The sequence below is a fragment of the Euzebya tangerina genome (assembly GCF_003074135.1).
GTDB lineage: Bacteria > Actinomycetota > Nitriliruptoria > Euzebyales > Euzebyaceae > Euzebya > Euzebya tangerina.
The window spans coordinates 2,397,316-2,416,893 of the sequence record NZ_PPDK01000001.1; the positions used below are offsets into that span (position 1 = coordinate 2,397,316).

The 19,578-nt window shown below is 68.7% G+C and carries 17 protein-coding genes and 6 tRNA genes; 11 read left to right on the plus strand and 12 right to left on the minus strand.

All coding sequences use genetic code 11. The annotated features are described in order from the left end of the window. The first annotated feature begins 9 nt into the window (after nt 1–9). Nucleotides 10–693 carry a hypothetical protein gene (locus C1746_RS11065; protein ID WP_162867634.1) on the plus strand — a complete coding sequence of 228 codons (684 nt, stop codon included), beginning with the start codon at nt 10–12 and terminating at the stop codon, nt 691–693. Between the two features lie 21 nt (nt 694–714). Here the strand turns inward: C1746_RS11065 and C1746_RS11070 are convergent, their stop codons facing one another. Beyond that, nucleotides 715–1,695: a zinc-binding metallopeptidase family protein gene (locus C1746_RS11070; protein WP_116714646.1), complete on the minus strand. Its 981-nt coding sequence runs from the start codon at nt 1,693–1,695 to the stop codon at nt 715–717. Between the two features lie 203 nt (nt 1,696–1,898). Here C1746_RS11070 and C1746_RS11075 point away from each other — a divergent pair, with 203 nt between their 5' ends. Beyond that, nucleotides 1,899–3,623 (plus strand): cell wall-binding repeat-containing protein, encoded by a 1,725-nt coding sequence (locus C1746_RS11075; RefSeq protein WP_162867635.1) that lies wholly within the window; start codon nt 1,899–1,901, stop codon nt 3,621–3,623. Between the two features lie 75 nt (nt 3,624–3,698). Here the strand turns inward: C1746_RS11075 and C1746_RS11080 are convergent, their stop codons facing one another. After that, nucleotides 3,699–4,085 carry a VOC family protein gene (locus tag C1746_RS11080; protein WP_116715675.1) on the minus strand — a complete coding sequence of 129 codons (387 nt, stop codon included), beginning with the start codon at nt 4,083–4,085 and terminating at the stop codon, nt 3,699–3,701. Nucleotides 4,086–4,434: 349 nt separating this feature from the next. Then, a tRNA-Leu gene (locus C1746_RS11085) sits at nt 4,435–4,518 on the minus strand. 175 nt (nt 4,519–4,693) lie between these two features. Here C1746_RS11085 and C1746_RS22975 point away from each other — a divergent pair. Further along, a complete protein-coding gene (locus tag C1746_RS22975) occupies nt 4,694–5,932 on the plus strand; it encodes a L,D-transpeptidase family protein (protein WP_205711812.1) in 1,239 nt (412 codons plus the stop codon). On the opposite strand, the gene C1746_RS11095 is transcribed toward C1746_RS22975, so the two are convergent. The 3 genes from C1746_RS11095 to C1746_RS11105 form a co-directional block, all read right to left on the minus strand. Next, entirely contained in the window at nt 5,929–6,729 is an 801-nt protein-coding gene (locus C1746_RS11095) for an SOS response-associated peptidase (protein WP_116714648.1), read from the minus strand. The genes C1746_RS22975 and C1746_RS11095 overlap by 4 nt on opposite strands. Nucleotides 6,730–7,661: 932 nt before the next feature. Continuing rightward, a tRNA-Lys gene (locus C1746_RS11100) sits at nt 7,662–7,734 on the minus strand. 53 nt (nt 7,735–7,787) lie between these two features. Then, nucleotides 7,788–7,862: transfer RNA gene (locus tag C1746_RS11105), tRNA-His, on the minus strand. A gap of 99 nt (nt 7,863–7,961) precedes the next feature. Here C1746_RS11105 and C1746_RS11110 point away from each other — a divergent pair. Next, nucleotides 7,962–8,035: transfer RNA gene (locus tag C1746_RS11110), tRNA-Arg, on the plus strand. A 6-nt stretch (nt 8,036–8,041) separates the two neighbouring features. On the opposite strand, the gene C1746_RS11115 is transcribed toward C1746_RS11110, so the two are convergent. Beyond that, complete coding sequence (locus tag C1746_RS11115) at nt 8,042–9,511, minus strand: GGDEF domain-containing protein (protein ID WP_116714649.1); 1,470 nt, start codon at nt 9,509–9,511, stop codon at nt 8,042–8,044. After that, nucleotides 9,508–9,873: a hypothetical protein gene (locus tag C1746_RS11120; RefSeq protein ID WP_162867636.1), complete on the minus strand. Its 366-nt coding sequence runs from the start codon at nt 9,871–9,873 to the stop codon at nt 9,508–9,510. Before C1746_RS11120 ends, C1746_RS11115 begins: the two co-directional genes overlap by 4 nt. Before the next feature lie 77 nt (nt 9,874–9,950). On the opposite strand from C1746_RS11120, the gene C1746_RS11125 reads away from it, so the two are divergent. Both C1746_RS11125 and C1746_RS11130 read left to right on the plus strand, forming a co-directional pair. Then, entirely contained in the window at nt 9,951–11,144 is a 1,194-nt protein-coding gene (locus C1746_RS11125; RefSeq protein ID WP_116714651.1) for a cysteine desulfurase-like protein, read from the plus strand. A gap of 89 nt (nt 11,145–11,233) precedes the next feature. Continuing rightward, nucleotides 11,234–12,070 (plus strand): pirin family protein, encoded by an 837-nt coding sequence (locus C1746_RS11130; RefSeq protein WP_162867637.1) that lies wholly within the window; start codon nt 11,234–11,236, stop codon nt 12,068–12,070. A 90-nt stretch (nt 12,071–12,160) separates the two neighbouring features. On the opposite strand, the gene C1746_RS11135 is transcribed toward C1746_RS11130, so the two are convergent. Continuing rightward, nucleotides 12,161–13,303 carry a winged helix DNA-binding domain-containing protein gene (locus tag C1746_RS11135; protein WP_116714653.1) on the minus strand — a complete coding sequence of 381 codons (1,143 nt, stop codon included), beginning with the start codon at nt 13,301–13,303 and terminating at the stop codon, nt 12,161–12,163. Between the two features lie 407 nt (nt 13,304–13,710). Beyond that, nucleotides 13,711–13,784: transfer RNA gene (locus C1746_RS11145), tRNA-Gly, on the minus strand. Nucleotides 13,785–13,960: 176 nt separating this feature from the next. Here C1746_RS11145 and C1746_RS11150 point away from each other — a divergent pair. From C1746_RS11150 to argG, 3 genes are all read left to right on the plus strand, one after another. Continuing rightward, nucleotides 13,961–14,686 (plus strand): Crp/Fnr family transcriptional regulator, encoded by a 726-nt coding sequence (locus tag C1746_RS11150; protein ID WP_116714654.1) that lies wholly within the window; start codon nt 13,961–13,963, stop codon nt 14,684–14,686. 64 nt (nt 14,687–14,750) lie between these two features. Next, a tRNA-Pro gene (locus C1746_RS11155) sits at nt 14,751–14,827 on the plus strand. 159 nt (nt 14,828–14,986) lie between these two features. After that, nucleotides 14,987–16,417, plus strand: a complete 1,431-nt coding sequence (argG, locus tag C1746_RS11160) for an argininosuccinate synthase (protein ID WP_116714655.1) — start codon at nt 14,987–14,989, stop codon at nt 16,415–16,417. 2 nt (nt 16,418–16,419) lie between these two features. Here the strand turns inward: argG and map are convergent, their stop codons facing one another. After that, nucleotides 16,420–17,220, minus strand: coding sequence for a type I methionyl aminopeptidase (gene map, locus C1746_RS11165; RefSeq protein ID WP_116714656.1), 801 nt, complete (start codon nt 17,218–17,220; stop codon nt 16,420–16,422). A 38-nt stretch (nt 17,221–17,258) separates the two neighbouring features. Further along, nucleotides 17,259–17,666 carry a RidA family protein gene (locus C1746_RS11170; RefSeq protein ID WP_116714657.1) on the minus strand — a complete coding sequence of 136 codons (408 nt, stop codon included), beginning with the start codon at nt 17,664–17,666 and terminating at the stop codon, nt 17,259–17,261. Between the two features lie 94 nt (nt 17,667–17,760). Here C1746_RS11170 and C1746_RS11175 point away from each other — a divergent pair, with 94 nt between their 5' ends. Beyond that, entirely contained in the window at nt 17,761–18,723 is a 963-nt protein-coding gene (locus C1746_RS11175) for a helix-turn-helix transcriptional regulator (RefSeq protein ID WP_116714658.1), read from the plus strand. A 49-nt stretch (nt 18,724–18,772) separates the two neighbouring features. Beyond that, nucleotides 18,773–19,576: an enoyl-CoA hydratase/isomerase family protein gene (locus C1746_RS11180; protein ID WP_116714659.1), complete on the plus strand. Its 804-nt coding sequence runs from the start codon at nt 18,773–18,775 to the stop codon at nt 19,574–19,576. Nucleotides 19,577–19,578 lie beyond the last annotated feature (2 nt).

Below are 19,578 nucleotides of genomic sequence, written 5' to 3' on the forward strand. Positions count from 1 at the left end.
TTGGGAACGGTGACTGATACCGATCCTCGTGGCGTCCGGTTGCTCCCAGCCATCGGGATCGCGCTGCCGGTGGCCGTGGTCGTGGCCGTCGGTCTCGTGCTGCTCGACAGCTACAGCCGCGAGCAGGCCACCCTGGCGATCGCCCAGGACGTCGAGGAGGAGTTGGGTGTCCCCGTCCAGGTCGAGCTGGGTGGCTTCGGAACGGGGCTGGCCAGCCTGGCTGGCCGCATCGGTGGCGTGGAACTGACAGCCGTCGAGGTCCCCCTGGTCGACGTGGAGCCACCGGGCCTGCACATCACCCGCCTCGACACCACGATCGTGGACCTCCAGGTGAGCGACCGCGTCCCGACGTCGGGCAGCGGGACCTTCCGCGCCGCCTTCGACACCGAGGAGGTGCAGCGTGCGGCCGGCGAGGGGATCGGCCAGGCCATCGGCCTCGAGGACGGCGCAGTGGTCGTCGACCTGGCCGTTGCCGAAGTCCGGTTGGACGTGGCCATCGAGCAGGGAGACCTGCGCTTCGTGCCGCCCGAGGAGTTGGGGATCATCGACCGGTTGATCGGCGACGACCTGCTCGTTCCGTTGGACGTCCCCGAGGGCGTGGTGGTCCAGGAGGCCGCGGTCGAGCAGGACATGTTGGTCATCACAGGCACACTCGATCCCGTCGAGCTGGCGGCACAGGCGGCGGCCGACTGAGCGCCGCCTCCCGAGGTCCGCCTACTCGGGCGTGTCTGGTCCGGTGACCAGCCGGTGGATCCAGTCCAGCTTGTCGACGACTTTGGGGGACAGGACGAAGGGGTAGAGCGGCGCCTGGCCCATCGAGACGTTGACGGCGTTCATGGCGTAGGTGAACGGGAGCCAGCGGGCGATCAGCGCGTCGATGCTCCCCTGATCAGCGTCGTTGGCGGCGCTCCGATCTGGATGACCACGGTGTGTGGCCTCGTCGACGTGCAGGCCGAAGGCGTCCGCCGTCTGCAGTGCACCACGGATGTGGAAGTAGTGCGCCATGGTCTCGGCGAAGTCCTCCCACGGATGCGCGGTGGCGTAGATGCTGACGTACTGCTGCGACCAGTTGGCCGGATGGGGGCTGCCATAGTGCTCGTCCAGTGCCGCTTGATAGTCCTGGCGCTCGTCGCCGAACACCCGACGGCAGGACGTGATGTGCTCGGTGCCCGAGACCATCGTCATCCACAGGTAGTGCCCGATCTCGTGTCGGAAGTGGCCCAACATCGTCCGGTACGGCTCACCCATCCGCTCCCGCATCCGAACCCGCCGGACATCGTCGGTCTCGAGGACGTCCAGCGTGATCACACCCTCCGCATGGCCGATGGTCACCGCCTCGTGGGCACTGGACTTCATCTCGAACGAGACCCCGCTGATGTCCAGGCCGAGATCGTTCATCTGCACCACCAACCGTCGTTTGTCCTTCTCGGCCTCGGCCCAGGCGGCCTGACCCTCGGCATCACCGTCGGGCGGGTGGACGGTGGTGAGGCGGCAGGACAGGCACAGGGCAGAGCCGTCCCGAACGAGCCAGTTGCAGCCGATTCGCGTGTGATGGCGACAGCGGACGTCACCCGCCTCGACGCCGACCATGGTCATGGACGCGGGGTCGAATGCCAGGCCCGTGCCGCAGCGCAGGCAGAGGTCGTTGTCGACGTAGACGAGCTGCGCGCAGTTGGGGCAGGAGAAACTTCGCATGTGGCACCGCCTTACCTGGTCAGAGGGACACCTACACCACGCCGAGCGACCTGTCGATGGCATGCACGGGGGCCAACCGGGCAGGAGTCAATGAGCGGTGGGTCCCCTACGATCCCACACCAATGCATGCTCGTCGCGTACCTTCGCGTGCGCGTAGAGGCCGGCGCAGTCGCCGGATAGCCACTTCCCGAGGTCTGTTGAAGTTGTCACTCGTCTCGTCCACACACGCCCGCGCCGGACTGTCCGCCGCGGCTGTCGTCCTGCTCCTCGTCCTGGGTCTCCCGTTCGCTGGCTCGGCTGACGCCGGTGCGGATGGTGACCAGTACGCCTTCGATGCCGGGCGAGCCGACTGGTTGGCCGGTGACGATGGCTTCACTGCGACTGAACCCGATGTGGCCACCCCCGACGTCGCTGCGGCTCCCGAGGAGCCCGAGGGGGAGGGGATCTTCTTCCCCGTCCAACTGCCCGTCAACTTCTCCGACACCTGGGGGGCGCCGCGTGGCGGGGGCCGCTCGCACGAGGGTGTGGACATCCTCGGTGAGCAGATGCTCGAGGTCTACGCTGCCGAGGGCGGCGAGATCATGCGGGCCTACGGCGAGGACTGCGCCGACGGCGCCTACTGCGGGTCCTACGCACTGGCGATCGCCGGCGATGACGGGCGCGGCTACTTCTACGTCCACATGAACAACGACACGCCGGGCCGCCCGAACGGGTGCGACGGCCACGGCGGTGTCGAGAACGCATTCAGCCCGCGCCTGGTCGAGGAGTTGGACGCTCGCGGGACGCTCGAAGGCGTCCGGGTCGAGCGGGCGGAGCACATCGGCTACAACGGCTCATCCGGCAACGCGGGGTGCGGCGTCGACCACATCCACTTCGAGATCTGGATGGACCACGACTACGGGCGGTCCGGCGGGAAGATCAACCCGTACAGCGCCACCCAGGCGGCCTACGACGCGGGCGAGTACTTCACCGAGCCCCAGGTCGAGGCCACCCCGTCCGTCGGTCGTGTCGCCGGTCCGGACCGGTACTCCACCGGTGCCGCGCTGTCTGCGGCGGCCTTCGAGTCGGCCGACACCGTCGTGCTGGCCCGCGGCGATGAGTACACCGACGCCCTGGTCGCGGCACCGCTCGCGGCGGCATCGAACGCACCGGTCCTGCTGGTGCCGCCGGAAGGCCGGGCCACCTCCGCCGTGATCGCCGAGATCAACCGGTTGGGACCCACCTCCGCGACCGTCGTGGGCAACCTCGAGGGCTCGGTGATCACCTCGATCGTGCAGGAGACCGATCTCTCCTTGACCTCCATCTCACGCATCACCGGTGGGAACCGGTATGCCCTGTCGGCCGCCGTGGCCCGCGAGGTGGTCGCCGCCGGCGGGTCGACCGATCGGGTCTTGGTGGCCGCCGGTGGGGCGCCCGAGGGCCGTTCGGCGTGGCCGGATGCGCTCATGGCCAGCCTGCTGGGCTCCCACGAGCTCTCACCGGTCCTGCTGACCGACCCGGACTCGCTCTCGCCCGAGACGGCTGACGTGCTGGCAGAGTTCACGCCGAGTGAGGTGAGCGTCGTGGGTGGGACCGCCGCCGTGAGCTCAGCGGTGTCTGACCAGATCACTGGCGGTGGCGCGTCGGTCGCCCGGCTGGCGGGTCCATCCCGGCTGGAGACCGCGGTCGCGGTGATGGGTGAGGTCGACGCCGACCTCTCGACCTTCTACATCGCGACGGCCAGCAACTTCCCGGACGCCCTGGCGGCCGGCCCGGCCTTGGCCCGGATGGACGCGGGGATGCTGCTGATGGGCACGTCCAATGGGAGCGGCCCGGTCCTTGAGTGGATCGGCGACAACGCTGGCTTGATCGACGAGGTCATGGCCATCGGCGGGACCGCCGCCCTGTCGGATCGCAGCGCGAACGCGGCGGTCGGTGCGGCGGAGTAGATCGCGTCCAAGCCCTTCAACGGAACGAGCAGTTGTCTCCAGGTTCCGGGCGTGCGCCTGAGTGCGCGAGCTGGGTCAGATACCGCTGTTGAGTTGGACGAGGTTGCCGCAGGTGTCGTCGAGCACGGCAGTCCAGATGCCGCCGGCCTGCACCGGTTCCTGCGTGAACCTGACGCCGGCGTCGACGAGTCGTTGGTGTTCGGCGGGGACGTCGTCGCAGGCGAGGGAGAGGCCGGGGATGCCGTCGTCGAGGAGTGCGGCGGCGTAGGCCTTCGCGGCGGGGTGGTCGTCGGGCTCGAGCAGCAACTCGGCGCCGTCCGCCCCAGGTCCGGAGACCGTCAGCCATCGGTGCGCGCCGAGGGGCACATCTGATCGCTTCGTGAGTCCGAGGACCTCGGTGTAGAAGGCCAGGGCCTTGGCCTGGTCATCGACGTGGACTGTGGCGAGGGTGACGTTGAGCATGATCGTGGAGTCCTTCGCAGGCGCGGGTGGTGCTCCTACGATGACACGAGCCGAGCAGGTGGTGGCGATGGTGGTCTCGCTCTCGATCACGTCCCGTGACGACCGGTGGAGGAGAGAGCCGGCTACGACAGCTCTGGAGGGGCACCCCGTTCTACTCTTGACAGTTCTTGCCAAGAACGGAGTATCTGGCGTGTCCTCCACGCCCACCGAGACATCCCGTCATGGATTGTCGACCCCGACGTTCGGCCCACCTTGGAGGATGAGCCCGACTGACGCTGAACGAGTCCGCTCTGCCACGGTCGGCGAGCGAGTACACTCCTCTTTCGCCATACAGCGAGGTCAGATCGGGTGCGCGAGGGGAGACTTGAACTCCCACACCCGTGAGGGCACCAGGACCTAAACCTGGCGTGTCTGCCGATTCCACCACTCGCGCGCAGCGGCCACTGTAGTCGTTGCCTGGACGGGCACGTGTTCGTCGTCGCCCGATGGGGTTAGGCTGTGGATGGTCAGAGAATTGTGAACCCTTGGCCCCTGTTGTGCGTCTACTGATGTGAGAGCGGCTTCCCCATCCGCCGACCGCTCACTCCGAGAGATCTTCCCCCACCATCATGAAACGTCTCCTTCTCGTCACAGCTGCCATTCTCATGGCTGCCGTCGGGCTTGCGTCCGCCGCTGTCTTCACCGGGTCGCTCCCGTCTGAGGAGCCGACCACCGGCCCCACGGTGATCGCTGAACCCGACGTTCTGGTCACGACCGAGCCGCCGGCCGAGCCGACCACCCAGCCGGTGGCCTCGGATGCCAGGACGCCGACACCCACGCCGGAACAGACGCCGAGCCCCGAGGCAACCCAGACCTCCGACGACCAAGTGGCTGCGGTCCAGCAGCAACTGGCCGACCTCGGATACTACGTGGGTGCCATCGACGGGGCTGCCGGCCCCGCCACCGCCAGCGCCGTGCAAGCCTTCCAGAAGGTCCAAGGCCTGACCGCCGACGGGGTGATCGGCCCGAACACGATCGCGGCTCTCGAGAGTCCTCGGGTTCCCTCCCTCCGCGGCGGGCCGGGCAACCGCGTCGAGGTGGACCTGGATCGCCAGGTCATGTACCTCGTCCAGAACGGCGACCTGGCTCGGATCTTCCCGATCTCCTCCGGCTCCGGCGAGACCTATACCCAGCCCGGGGGCGGGACTGCACGGTCGGTCACCCCGGTCGGATCGTTCACGGTCGAGCGGAACATCCGCGGCGTCCGGAACGCTCCACTCGGGACCCTGTACGACCCGATGTACTTCCACGGTGGCTGGGCGATCCACGGATCGAACTCCGTCCCGAGCTACCCGGCCAGCCACGGCTGTGTCCGCGTGACACGCGCCGACGCCCAGTGGCTGTTCGACCGCATTCCGGTTGGCACCGCGGTCGAGATCTACGGCAACACCAACGCCTTCAGCCCGGCGCTCGGCGAGACGGCCGGGACGAACACACCGGCCGGGGACACGCCGGAGACGACGCCGGCAGACGGGATCCAGACCGAAGAGCCCGTCCCCGAGCCGAGCCAGGCAACCGAGCCGACCGAGTCATCTGCCCCCGAGCCCGTGACGCCGGCCCCGGTCGCTCCCGAACCCTCGCCCGTCACTCCTCCGGCCCGCGAGCCGACCACACCGCCCGCACCCGAGCCGCCGGCTCCGACCACTCCGTCCGCGTCTCCGTCCACACCACCGGAGCCGTCCACACCGGGCACACCGACGGAGGAGTCGGCTTCTGATGTCCCGGCACCGCAGGTCGAGCCAGCGCCGGCCGAGGGTGGGGCCGACGTGCAGGGCCCGGACACGGCCACCGTCCCTGGGCCGGACTAGTCCGAGAAGAGCGAGGGCTGCTCCGCGGCGTCGATGTCGTGCGTCGACGGTGTGATGGCGGGGTGCCCGGGACCGACGATGTCCTCGTCGTTCGCCTCGTCGACCGGCTCGAGGAGTGACGGGTCGTTGTTGGCCACCGAGTTGGCCCGCGTGGAGACGCGAAACCGCTCCACGGCCGCGTCGGGGGAGGGGCGCAGCAGCCGCTTGAGGTCGGCCTCGTCTGCCTGCGGGTCCAACCACAGGTCGAAGTCCGCCTCCTCGATCACCACGGGCATCCGATCGTGGATGGGGGCGAGGACCTGGTTGGCGTCGGTCGTCAGGATCGCGCAGGTCAGCAGGCGGTCGGTGTCTGGCTCATCCTTGGGTCGCCATGAGGCCCAGATGCCGGCGAAGACCATCGGACGGCCGTCGGTCCGCCGGACGAACCAGGGCAGTTTCTTGCCGCTGGCCTTCTGCCACTCGTAGAACCCGTCGGCGGGCAGCAGGCAGCGCCGGCGCTCGAAGGACTGGGCGAAGGCGGACTTCTCCTCGATGGTCTCGGACCTGGCGTTGATCATCCGCGCGCCGATCTTGGCGTCCTTGGCCCAGAACGGGACCAAGCCCCAGCGGAAGCTGGTGAGGACACGGTGTCCCTCGTGGAGGACGATGGCGGGAACGGAGTCGGTCGGAGCGACGTTGTAGTTGGGCGCGCCGTCCCAGTGACTCCGGCTGTCCTTGGCCCGCGGGTCGCGCTCGTCGACCACGAACATCTTCAACAGGCCGTCGGCGTCTTCCGTGGCCACGTAGCGTCCGCACATGGGCTTGAGGGTAGGGGCTCAGATCGTTGCTAGCCGACGCCCGGAGATGTCACAGGTGGATGGTGCAATGGGGGCATGGACGGGATGAAGACCTGCACGGGATGTGGGCAGGCGCTGCCGGTCGATGTGTTCGGCTGGAAGGACAGGGCAGCGGGGCGACGGAAGGCGCGTTGTCCCGACTGTCTGTCGGCGTACCAAGCGGCCTGGTATGAGCGAAACGCGGAGGCGCACAAGGGGCGGAACCGAGCCGCCCGGCGACGGCGGTATGCGGCGAACATGGCAGAAGCCATACGTGGCAAGCGCGCGCCGTGCGCCGACTGTGGCGATCGTTTCGAGCCTGAGCAGATGGACTTCGACCATGTGCGAGGGACCAAGCACTTCAACGTGAGTGATGGTCTGTGGCACATGAGCCCGGATCGGTTCCGGCGAGAGATCTCCAAGTGCGATGTCGTCTGCGCCGTGTGCCATCGGATCCGGACCACGCGACGGGCGCGGCCATGAAGCGCTGCACGGTCTGCCAGGAGGAATTGCCTCTTACGGCGTTCCACCGTCACGCCGGTCGGAAGGACGGACGCCAGACGATCTGCAAGGAGTGCAAAAAGGCCTACAACCGCGACTACTACGGGAGGAATGCCGATCGACATCGGTCCATGCGGAAGGCTCACCGTGATCGCATGCGGCAACGGGTGGTGGCCATCATCAAGGACGCAAAGAACCGCCCCTGCATGGACTGTGGCGTCCGCTACCCACCACAGGCGATGGATGTGGACCATGTTCGCGGTGTCAAGCTCGGTGGTGCCGACGTCATGCGCAACCAAGGCGTGCCGTTCGTCGAGCGCGAACTGGTCAAGTGCGACATCGTCTGCGCGAACTGCCATCGGCTGCGCACTCGATACAGACGCCTCCGCGAACGACTGCTGCGGCAGGAAGGGTGGGTCCCGTCGGGCTCGAACCGACGACCGGCTGATTAAGAGTCAGCTGCTCTACCAACTGAGCTAGAGACCCGGAGGTGTGTGATTGTAGCGACGTGCCGGTCAACATCACCGGCGCGCCATTAGGGTGATCGACGGGATTCGAACCCGCGGCCTCCGCGACCACAACGCGGCGCTCTAAACCAACTGAGCTACGACCACCATGGTGTCCACCCAAGGGTGGCGGGTGAGAAATGGTACAGCCGCCGCCGCAACTTGACACCGGGTGGCCGGGCGTCCACGTGGCACAGTAGGAGCCCTGCCTCAGTAGCTCAGTGGATCAGAGCAGCGGGCTTCTATCCCGTGGGTCGAGGGTTCGAATCCTTCCTGGGGCGCCCGGCTCAGACCGACCCGACCGGTGTCCGCCGTGGGTCCTGTTCCTCGACATCGACGGCTGCCGCCTCGACGCGGTCTCGGCCGCCCTGCTTGGCCCGGTACAGCGCGGCGTCCGCCGCCTGGAAGAGCTGCTCACCGGTGGCGAGATCCTCCGAGTGCGTGGCAACACCGATGCTGACCGTGAAGGGGATCGGTCCGCTGCCGTCGCCGAGCTGCCGACGAAGCTTCTCGGCCACCTCCCGCGCCTGCCGAGCGCCGGTCTCGGGGAGCAGGACCACGAACTCCTCACCGCCGAAGCGCGCGGGAAGGTCGGTATCGCGGACGTTGGCCTGCAAGACCCGGCCCACGTGGGACAGCACCTGGTCCCCTACGGCGTGGCCGTGGGTGTCGTTGACCGCCTTGAACTTGTCGATGTCGAGCACGAGCAGGCTGAACGTGGAGCCGTACCGCCGGGCCGCAGCCACGCGGTCCGCCATCGCCCCGTCGAACACCCGGCGGTTGGCCAGTCCGGTCAGGCCGTCGACCGTTGCCAGCCGCGTGATCTCCGCCTGCAGGCGCGCCCGATGGATGGCCGCCCCGACCGTTGCCGCGTAGCGCTCGGTCAACCGGACCGTCTCACCTGGGATCGACTGGGTTGCCGTCCCGCCCCTCACGAAGACCGCAACCCCGAGACGATCGCCACCGGACTCGAGCCCCACGATGACGACGTTGCTGTCGTCAGCCTCCAGCGCGCCGCTCAACTCCGGGTGTGTGGCATGGACATCAGCCACCAGCGCGGCGACACGCCGAACGGTTGGCGCGACGTCAGGATCGAGGACCACCGCGACCCGGCGGTACCCCAGGGCAGCAACCCGGTCCTGCAAGCCCGAGGTGATCACGTCGATGTCGTCCTCGTCCTGCAGGACCTCGGCCAGCTGCGCCAGGCCGTCCACCTGTCGTCGGCTTCGGTCTCGCTGGTTCTGTGCCTGCCGGCTGAACAGCGACGTCGCCAGGGCGACGAGGAGCAGCCCGGCGATCGCGACTGAAAGATCACCGAGCTCCGAGGTGCTGATGGGTGCCCCGAACACGCCAGCAACCCGCAGCGAGGTGAAGACGAAGGCCAGGACGCCGTGGAGGAAGGCCACGCTGAGACCGATGCGGTGGGGGAGCAGCATCATGACCGAGAGCACGTGCACGAACGAGAGGAAGCCGAAGGGCCCGAGGGGGTCCTGACCGCTGGCCGTGACCGCACGGACCAGCACCACGTCAGCCGCCAGCAACCACATCCCAGCCCCCACGGCGGATTGGCGGGAGCGCCGACGGTGCCACTCCAAGGCGGTCGTGAGGATCAGGTAGAGCGCTGCAGGGACCCGCAGGTACTCACCCGCAACCGGCCCGATGACCGAGGCGACGATCGCGGCGCTTGCGAGCGCGACGCGGGTGAGCTGCAGCCAGGTGAAGCGCGACGAGGCCAGAGCGGTGAGGACGGCGCTCACGAGAAGTACCGGAGGTCGTCATCGAGTCGATCCAGCAGTTCCCGATCGACCGGAGCCAACCGGAACGTGACCAGCAGGGCGATGACAAGACAGCCACCGAACAGCAGGGGGATGCGGAACGCGGAGGCCGTTCGGAGCAGCGCGCCCAGGGGCCCGAGATCGAGTGGGGCCTCAAGCCGTTCCACGGCCGTGGCCAGAAGGGTCTGCGGCACCCGGTTCCAGGAGTCTGCTCCTACGATCACCGCCCCGGTGCCGGGCGGGAATGCGGGCTGTTCCACGTGGACAGTCGGCAGCAGCGCGGTGACCACTAGGGTGACCGCGGCGGCGATGAGGGCCAGTCGAATGGCGGCAGCACGTGACAAACTCCTGGTTCCATCGGCTCGCCGCTACGGCGCCTTGAGCTCCGTCCCGTCGCTGGCCCTGTGGCAGGGTTGAGCCGATGACGCTGCTGGACCTGGACCCCATTCGAGCCCGCTTCCCGGCCCTGGCGGCCCAACAGGACGTGGTCCACACCTGCGCTCCAGGAGGGACCCAGATCCTCGACTCGGCACTGGATGCCATGCGTGACACCGCGATCGCGGCCAATGCCAACGCCGGTGCGCCGTTTGCTGCGAGTCAAGCCGTCGAACTGGTCGTGACCCGGGCACGCGAGCGCCTGGGGGTGCTGCTGGGGTCCCAGCCGGAGTCGATCGTCTTCGGACCCAACATGACCACGCTGGCCTTCCACCTCAGCCACGCCTTGGACGAGGTGCTGGCCACCGGAGGCGAGATCGTCTGCACACGCCTGGACCACGACGCCAACGTGGCGCCATGGAGGGAGCTGGCCGCCAGGACCGACGCCACCATCCGCTGGATCGACATCACCTCCGACGGCAGCATCGACTCCTCGACGATCGCCGAAGCGATCACCGACCGGACACGTCTGGTCACCTTCCCACTGGCCTCGAACGCCCTGGGGTCGATCGTCGATCACGCCGAGATCGTCCGGGCGGCCCGAGCGGTCGGGGCGCTCACGATCATGGACGCCGTGCATGGAGCGCCACACCTGGCCATCGACCGGCTTGGCTGGGGCATCGACGTGATCTTCTGCTCGCCGTACAAGTTCTTCGGCCCGCACGCGGGCGTGATGGCAGCCGATCCGGCCCTGCTGGCGCGCCTGACCCCCGACAGGGTGCGCCCGAGTCCGGACACCGGCCCCGATCGGTGGCAGACCGGGACGGCCAGCTTCGAGGCGATCGCGGGCTGCGGCGCTGCCGCGCAGTACCTGCTCGACGTCGGCATGGCGGCGATCGCGGCCCATGAGCGGTCGCTCACGGCGTTGGTCCTGGACGGGTTGGCCGAGCGACCGGGATGGCGGCTGCACGGGCACGATGATCCCGAGTGGCGGACACCGACGTTCTCGATCACCCACGAACGGCTGTCGCCCGGGGACGTGACCGCCTCGTTGGCCGAATCCGGCGTCAACGCCTACGCCGGTCACTACTACGCCGTCGAGCCGATGGACCGACTCGGGTTGCTGGAGGAGGGGGGTGCCACCCGGTTGGGCTTCGTGCACTATCACGGCCCCGCTGATGTCGAGCGGGTCTTGGCCGCTCTGGACCTCGCGCACGAGGGGTCTGACCGGTCGTCGTGACCGTTCTCGGCAGGTTTCGACGTCGCAGCGGTAGACACCGCCGACCGGGCCTTCCGCGAGCCACGGGGGCACCGGTGGAGGTGGTGTCGGTGCACACCTGGGGCCGATCACACCAGCGACTCTCCGTCGAGGCGCTGCCTGCCGAGGGGCTCAGTCGGATCGGGCAGGTGATCCACGTCGGCTTGGACGGCCCGGGGCTGCTGCGGCCGGGTGATCGAACCGACCCGTCTGCGGTGTCGTTTCGCAGTGTGGCGGAGTTGACCGTCGTCACGGCCGGCGAGCTGGAGTTCCGCGACAGTCTGGGCAACCGCGGCGTCCTCACGACAGGCCAGGTCCGATTGCTCTCCGGAGGTGCCGGCGTCGTGAGCGAGATCGGCCCCTCACGAGCCATGCGACGCGACGGGGGCGACCACCAGACGTTGACAGTGAGGTGGCTCCAGCCTGGTCAGCCGGTGGTTCCCACGGTGCGGATGGCCGAGGAGATCCCCTCCGCCGGGCAGGGCCGGAGCACCATCGCCACACTCGTCGGCGCGGACGGTGCGGTCGCCGCGCCCGGTGGGATCCACGTCTGGGCCGCCGAGGTCGCCCCCGGGGCCACGGTTGATCTCCCCATCCCGCCGCAGCGGGTCGCGGGGATCGTCGTGCGGCGCGGCGCGGTCCTGGCCGGCGAGGCCCTGACGTCGGTCGAGGGTCCGGCCACGGCACTGTTCACCCCATCGGGGTCGGATCCGCAGCGTCTGACGTTGGCCACGCAGCTGGAGGGGGACGACGGCGCCTCGGTCGTGGTCCTCGTCTCACCGGCGATGGACACACCTATGGTGCACCAGCACACGGTGCTGGCGGCCGGGGATGCAGAGGAGTTGGCCGGCGTGGTCGAGAACGCCAGGACCCCTGGCTTTGGTCCGCTGCCTCGACTTGATGGGTAGACCGCAGGCGCTGCTGACCTCCGGCCCTACAACCGGTCACTACTGCACCGCAGCGAGGGACGGCGGGACCCGGTCGGGGTGGAGGGGACGTCATCGCCCGAGGCGACGCTGGTTGGGCACTTGGGGCAGCCGGGTCCACCAGCGGTGGTACCTCGCGAAGGGCGGGTCATTGTCGCCGAGGAAGGTCAGAAGAGCGGCCGCCTCCTGCTCCAGCGCACGCCAGGTCCGTTCGTCTTGTTCGGCGAAGCACGTGATCTCGACCAGGCCGTCCACGATGCGCCAGACTCCCACGACACGACCACCGACCAGCACCGTCGGAAGGCAGTCGCCATTCCGGCGGATGACCAGAGAGCGAACGGCGTCGTCGATGACGCGGGTCCGGTCGTGATAGGCGAACAGCAGGTTGTCCCACATGCCCAACAGTCGTGGGGGTGGCTCGGCCCCCTCGTCGGGCAGCACGCCATCGGCAACATCGAGCAGGGTTTGACCCTCGGGCCCGGTGAGGTTGCGGAGGTCCGACTGCCGGGCAGCGAGGGCCTGCCGAACCCGACTCCGGGGCACCAAGGCGAACTGCGCGATGTCGGCGATGCTGGCGGGACCGAACGCCCGCAGGTACCGGTCCACCAGTCGGGCCAGAGCCTCGTTAGCGGCGTCCATGTCGCTCGGGTCGGGGGGCGCGGTGTCGGTCGCGACGTACCGGTCGGTCCCGTGGAATCCCCAGGGACCGTCGGTCGGCGCGCGAGTGATCGGCGCGATGTGCCGCAGCGCCCACCACAGCCGATCAGGGTCCGGGCTGCGAGCTGCCAAGTGCTCGCGGACCTCCCTGGGGGAACGGGGAGTGCGGAGAAGCCTGATCACGTCCTCGACCGCCTCGTCGGCGTCGGAAGGGGAGAGCCCCGCCTCCCGATAGCGACGGTCGTCCAGGCGGGCGCTGCGGAGCGTTGGGGTCATCGCGGCGAGCAGCCAGGGGTGATCCTCGACGCGGGCGGCGTGGATGGTGACCCGCAGGAGGTTCGCGCGGACGAGGCGGCCCTGGCGGAAGGCCTCAGCGACCTGGCTGGTCGTCACCGTCTCAAGCCGGTTCCAGATGGCCAGGTGCACGGCAGGGGGGTGCTGGGCCTGGACGGCGACGACGTCGGCCACAACCCGCTCCACGCTGAAGTCAGAGCGCTCCAGGAGGTGTTGGCGGGCCATCGTCGCCAGGGTCAGCGCGTGCGCGGTCAGTTGTGGCACGACGGCGCCTCGAGGGTCTTGAACGTCCGGGCCAAGATGCACACATACCGCGGTGCTACGTCGAAGAGTCCCTCCCGGCCGAGCGTAGGGGACGTGCGCGGGATCAGCCGAAGACGGTCAGGCATCGAGCCAGCGTCGTTCGTCCTCGCTGAGCTCAGCGGCCAACTCGCGACCCATGTGGTCTTGGCGAAGCAGTCTGACGGCTTGGTCAGTGTCTCCGACACTGTGCTGCTGCGGCGCTCGGCCAGGCGCTGCAACGTCGCCTGCGTCGCCCGGTCGATGCCACCGTGGCAAGGTCCATGGGTCAAAGTCTGCCCCTCTGGTGGTGCTGGTGGTCGTGAGACCTGCGGCAACAGCGGGCGATCATGCTGATCGGTGGCGGCGATGGCACTGACCTGCGGTTTCAGTGGAGCGGGTGAGGAGAATCGAACTCCCGTAGCTAGCTTGGAAGGCTAGGGTTCTACCATTGAACTACACCCGCAGAGTGCGGTGAGTGTAGCGCGGGGGCAAACCAGACTCACCGAGCTGTTGTCGCGGCGCCGGCTGATCGATCGATCTAAAATCGGTCTTAGCAGTGATTAGTCCCCCGTAGACGGGGAATGCTGCCTCAAGCTGGAAGCCACATTTGGTTCCGTAGCCGTTGGAGGCAAAGAGCACATGCAGACCGATGACCTCAGCCGTAGACACGCGATGTGGATCGCGAAGAACGTCGCACGGACAGATCAGTCTCCGCTGACGGCGTCCGACATCATGGCGCTCGAAGCGACCTTCGAGCCCCGCCGGGTGGAAGCGGGCACGGTCTTGGCCAGTACGGGATCCGAGGCCGACGCCGTTCACATCGTCCGAGACGGCCGGGTCCACCTCGCGATCCGGGCTGCGGGGACGGGGCGTCAGACCATCGGAATCGTCGGGCCAGGCTGTGTGGTCGGCGATGTGCCGATCCTGACCCAGGAGCTGACGTCGTCCGACGCGTATGCCGACGTCGACACAACCTTGTTGACCGCGGACCGCACGGACTTCGTCAACATGCTCCGCGAGTCACCGACGCTGTCCATCCGCTGGGCAACGTCCATGGCGCAACGCATCGAGCGTCAGCAGGCACGCACGGTCACGCTCTTGACCAAGGACCTCGCCGCACAGATCGCCACGATCCTCTGGGAATTCCGCAAGGAGGAGGAGGGTGTCTGGCGGGTTCGGATGCCGCACCAGACCATCGCCCACCTTCTGGGAGCTCGCCGGCAGTCGGTCAGCCGCGTGCTCGGCCAGCTCCGTCGTGAGGGACTCGTACAGTCGCGATACGGCTCGGTCGAGTTGACCGACCTGCAGGGCATCGCCTCCCTGGCCGGCATGAAGACCGTCGAGGACCTGGCCCAGTCGGCGTAGCTCAGTCCAGCCCTGTCTGGCTCCAGAACGGCTACCGTAGGCTCGTTGGTCGCGAGAAGACCATCGGGACGTGGCGCAGCTTGGTAGCGCACCTGCTTTGGGAGCAGGGGGTCGCCGGTTCAAATCCGGCCGTCCCGACCACAGTGATCCCGGCCATCGCGTGCACGACCCGCGATCACGATCCTGAACGTCCGTGGCCACGACGTCGGCGAGCGGCAACCCGTATGGCTGCGTAGATTCGCGGTCGCCCTCACCGCCTGACCAGCCGGGCGGTGCCCTCTACCTCAAGGTCTGCACGCGATGAGCAAGGTTCTCACCAGTCTCCCGGTCGGCGAGCGCGTCGGCATCGCCTTCTCCGGCGGGCTCGACACCTCCGTCGCCGTGGCGTGGATGCGGGAGCGCGGGGCGATCCCCTGCACCTACACCGCCGACCTGGGCCAGTACGACGACCCCGACGTCTCCGGCGTGCCCGACCGTGCCACCCGCTACGGCGCCGAAATCGCGCGTGTCCTCGACATTCGCCAGGAGCTGGTGGCCGAGGGGCTGGCAGCCCTGGCCTGCGGCGCCTTCCACATCCGCTCGGGCGGGCGCACCTACTTCAACACCACACCGCTCGGCCGGGCGGTCACCGGCACGCTGCTCGTCCGGGCGATGCAGGCCGACGACGTCCACATCTGGGGCGACGGGTCGACGTTCAAGGGCAACGACATCGAACGCTTCTACCGCTATGGCCTGCTGGCCAACCCCGGCCTGCGGATCTACAAGCCGTGGCTCGACGCCGAGTTCGTCCAGGAGTTGGGCGGCCGAGCCGAGATGAGCCGCTGGCTGGACGCCCGCGACCTGCCGTACCGCGACGCGGAGGAGAAGGCGTACTCCACCGACGCCAACATCTGGGGGGCCACCCACGAGGCGAAGAGCCTCGAGCACCTCGACGTCTCGCTCGAGTCCGTCCAGCCGATCATGGGGGTCCGGTTCTGGGACCCGGACGTCGAGATCGCCACCGAAGACGTGACCATCGCCTTCGAGGCCGGCCGGCCCGTGGCGTTGAACGGGCAGACCTTCGATGACTCTGTCGCACTGGTGATGGAGGCCAACGCGATCGGCGGCCGGCACGGCCTCGGCATGTCCGACCAGATCGAGAACCGGATCATCGAGGCGAAGTCCCGCGGCATCTACGAGGCCCCCGGCATGGCCCTGCTGTTCGTCGCCTACGAACGACTGCTGAGCGCCGTCCACAACGAGGACACGCTGTCCCAGTACCACACGCAGGGCCGCATGCTCGGGCGGCTGATGTACCAGGGACGATGGCTCGACCCACAGGCCTTGATGATGCGCGAGTCCCTCCAGCGCTGGGTCGCATCGCTGGTGACGGGTGAGGTGACGGTGCGGCTCCGACGCGGCGACGACTACACCATCCTCGACACCCGCGGCGACCACTTCTCCTACCACCCGGACAAGCTGTCGATGGAGCGGGTGGAGAACGCCGTGTTCGGCCCGACTGACCGGATCGGCCAGCTGACCATGCGGAACCTCGACATCGCCGACACGCGCCAGAAGCTCGAGGTCTACGCCGACCAGCCGATCGAGGAGGGCCAGGTCCTGGTCGAGCATGGGACGCTCTTCGGTGAGCTGCCGGCCGGCCAGTCCGACCGGATCATGCGGAACCCGGCCGCAACCGGGGCGGAGGAGCGGGCGCTGGACGACGCCGCGATGGAGTCGGGCGCCGACTGACGTCAGAGGACGGCTGACTCACTGGGCCGGTCGGACCGGATCAGCGTCATGATCTCCGGGCCGTCCTTGGTGATGGCCACGGTGTGCTCGCTGTGGGCGGTCAGGCAGCCCGTGGCGCTCTTCAGCGTCCAGCCGTCGGCGTCGGTGACCAGTTCGGCGGTGTCGGCCATCACCCACGGCTCCAGCGCGACCAGCAGCCCGGGCCGCAGCTTCGGCCCGCGGCCCCCGCGTCCGTCGTTGGGGACGTGGGGGTCCTGGTGCATGGTCGAGCCGATGCCGTGCCCGCCGAAGTCGGTGTTGATCGAGTAGCCCGCCTCGCCCAGCACCTGCCCGATCGTGTGCGAGATGTCACCGATCCGGTTGCCGGGCACCGCGGCGTCGATACCGGCAGCCAGGGCCCGCTGGGTCACGTCGATCAACGCCTCTGCGCCAGCCGGCCGGGACTCGCCTACGACGAAGCTGATGGCGGAGTCCGCGGCCACACCCCCGATCATCACGGCCAGGTCCAGGGTGAGCAGGTCACCGTCCTGCAGGTCGTAGTCGTGCGGCAGGCCGTGGAGCACCGCATCGTTGACCGCGGTGCAGATGTAGTGACCGAACGGACCTCGCCCGAACGCAGGCTCGTAGTCGACGTAGCACGATGTTGCGCCGGCCTCGGCGATCATCTCGCGAGTCCACTCGTCGATCTCGAGCAGGTTGGTGCCCACCGACGCACGGTCCCGCATGGTGCGCAGGATCTCGGCGACGACCGCGCCCGTCTCCCGTGCCTGGCCGATGCGGGCAGGGCTGAGGATCTCGATCAACGTGAGGCCTTTCGACGACGGATGCGGTCGGCCCCAACCTATTCCTCGGTGCGCGCGGCGACCGCCTCGACCTCGAACAGGATGTCGGGGAGGGCGAGCCCCGCAACCCCGATGACCGTCTGCGTCGGCAGGTCGGCCGGCCAGTGCCCTCCCACCACGGCCGACACCGCTCCGAGGCGCTCGAAGTCAAGCCCGACCACGTAGGTGCGGAGTTGCACGACGTCGCGGAATTCCAGTCCGTGAGCGGCCAGTGCCACGCCGAGGTTGGCGAATGCCTGCTCGACCTGCTCACCGAACTCAGGCGACGTGGCGGCTCCGTCGGGGCCGGACCCGTACTGGCCGGCGACGAACACCAGTCGCGCGTCTGCTGCGACCGCCGCGGTGTGGCTGTAGCCGAAGGGGGTCGGGTCGTGCAGGTCGGAGGGGTTGATGAACGTGCTGGTCATGGCGAACTCCTTCGGTGGTTTCGGAACGGCACGACCACCGTGGATCCCGAACCTTGACAACCGATGTCAGTGTTTGGAGATACCGTGAGCCATCGTGCGAGCCAGCCGCCTGATCGACCTCCTCGTCCGCCTGCAACTGAGCGGTGGAGCCTCGGCGACGGAGCTGGCTGAGGAGTTCGCCGTCTCCGTCCGAACGGTCTATCGCGACGTGGAGGCGCTTCGCGCGGCCGGTGTCCCGGTCTTCACCGAGGTGGGACGGGCCGGCGGGATCAGGATTGACCCCGCCTACCGGATCGCCGGCCTTCCCCGGCTGGACTTGACGGAAGCCCGCAGTGTCCTGTTCGCCGTTGTCCCAGCCATCGCCGACCAGCTCGGCTTCGACGCCGGTGTCGCCGATCGGGCGCTCCTGCCGGCCATGGAGACCTCGGCGGAGCACGCCGCTCGCGTCGTCAGGGACCGGCTGCTGGTCGAGCCCACGCACTGGTTCGAGCCGCCCGAGCAGACGCCGGCCCTGGCGGAGGTGGCCCGCGCCGTCTGGGCATCCCGCGAGCTGCGGCTCACCTACCGGGAAGACGTGATGGAGGTGCGTCCCCTGGGCCTGATCTTCAAGGGCAACACCTGGTACCTCCTCGCCCAACCGGTGCGGTCCGGCCGCAACCGCCTCCTGCGACTGTCGCGGATCAGCCAGGCCGACGTGCTCAGTCGCCGGTTCGCCCGGCCAGAGGACTTCGACCTCGCAACCGCCTGGACCCAGCAGCGCGAGAGCTTCCTTGAGCGCATGCGTCCTACGTACCGCACGCAGGTGCGGGTCGCCCCGACGGCGGAGCCGCTGCTCGCCACCCTGGCCGAGGCACGGCCCGAGCTGCCGCTCCCCCCAGTCACCCGGCGGGATGGACGCGGCTGGGCCGAGTTGGTGCTCCACTTCGACGACGGCGATCGTGCCACCAGCCAACTCCTCCGCTTCGGAGCCGACCTCGAGGTGCTGGGCCCGGCCGAGCTGCGGGTCCGCATGCAGCAGACAGCCGCCCGGCTGGCGCAGCTGTACGAGGCCCCGTGATCGCTACGCTGCTTGGGCCGTCCCGTCGAGCCCACGAGTGAGCCAGCCCATGCCGGAGTCATCGTCCGCCCCCGTTCGCCTCGAGCGCGACGGGCACATCGCCATCGTCACCCTGGACCGCGCCGAGAAGCTCAACGCGCAAACCGTCACGATGTGGCAAGCCCTGGCCGAGATCGGGGCCGAGTTGGCAGCCGACGACGATGTGCGCGTCGCCGTCGTCCGCGGCGCCGGCCGGTCGTTCTCGGCGGGACTGGACCTGCAGGACATGGCCACTCGTCTTCGGGACGCCGGGGCAGACCGCTCCGCGACGGAGGACGAGCAGACCGGCTCGTGGGCACAGGCCTCCACCGCCTGGCTCGCGGACGCGCCGTTCCCGACCATCGCGGCGGTGCGTGGCCACGCCTATGGGGCCGGGCTGCAGCTGGCGCTGGGAGCCGACATCCGAATCGCCTCCACCACGGCCAGACTGGCGGCCATGGAGGCCAAGTACAGCCTGGTCCCCGACATGGGCGCGGTGGAGTGGCTGCCGCGGCTGGTCGGGCCGGCGAAGGCCGCCGAGATGATCTACCTCACGCAGGTGGTGGAGGCCGACGAGGCACTCCGCATCGGGCTGGTCAATCGTGTGGTGCCTGATGAGGGGCTGGACGAGGCGGCCATGGCGACCGCCACCCAACTGGCACAGACGGCACCGCGTGCCCTGCGGCACGCCAAGGCCCTGCTCCGCCAGGCATACCTGCAACCCGGTACGGCTATCGCCGCGTCGCTGACCGCGCAGCGGGAACTGATCGCCTCGCCTGACTTCGCCGAGGCGGTCGCCGCGATGCTCGAGAACCGTCCGGCTCGATACGCCTAGAA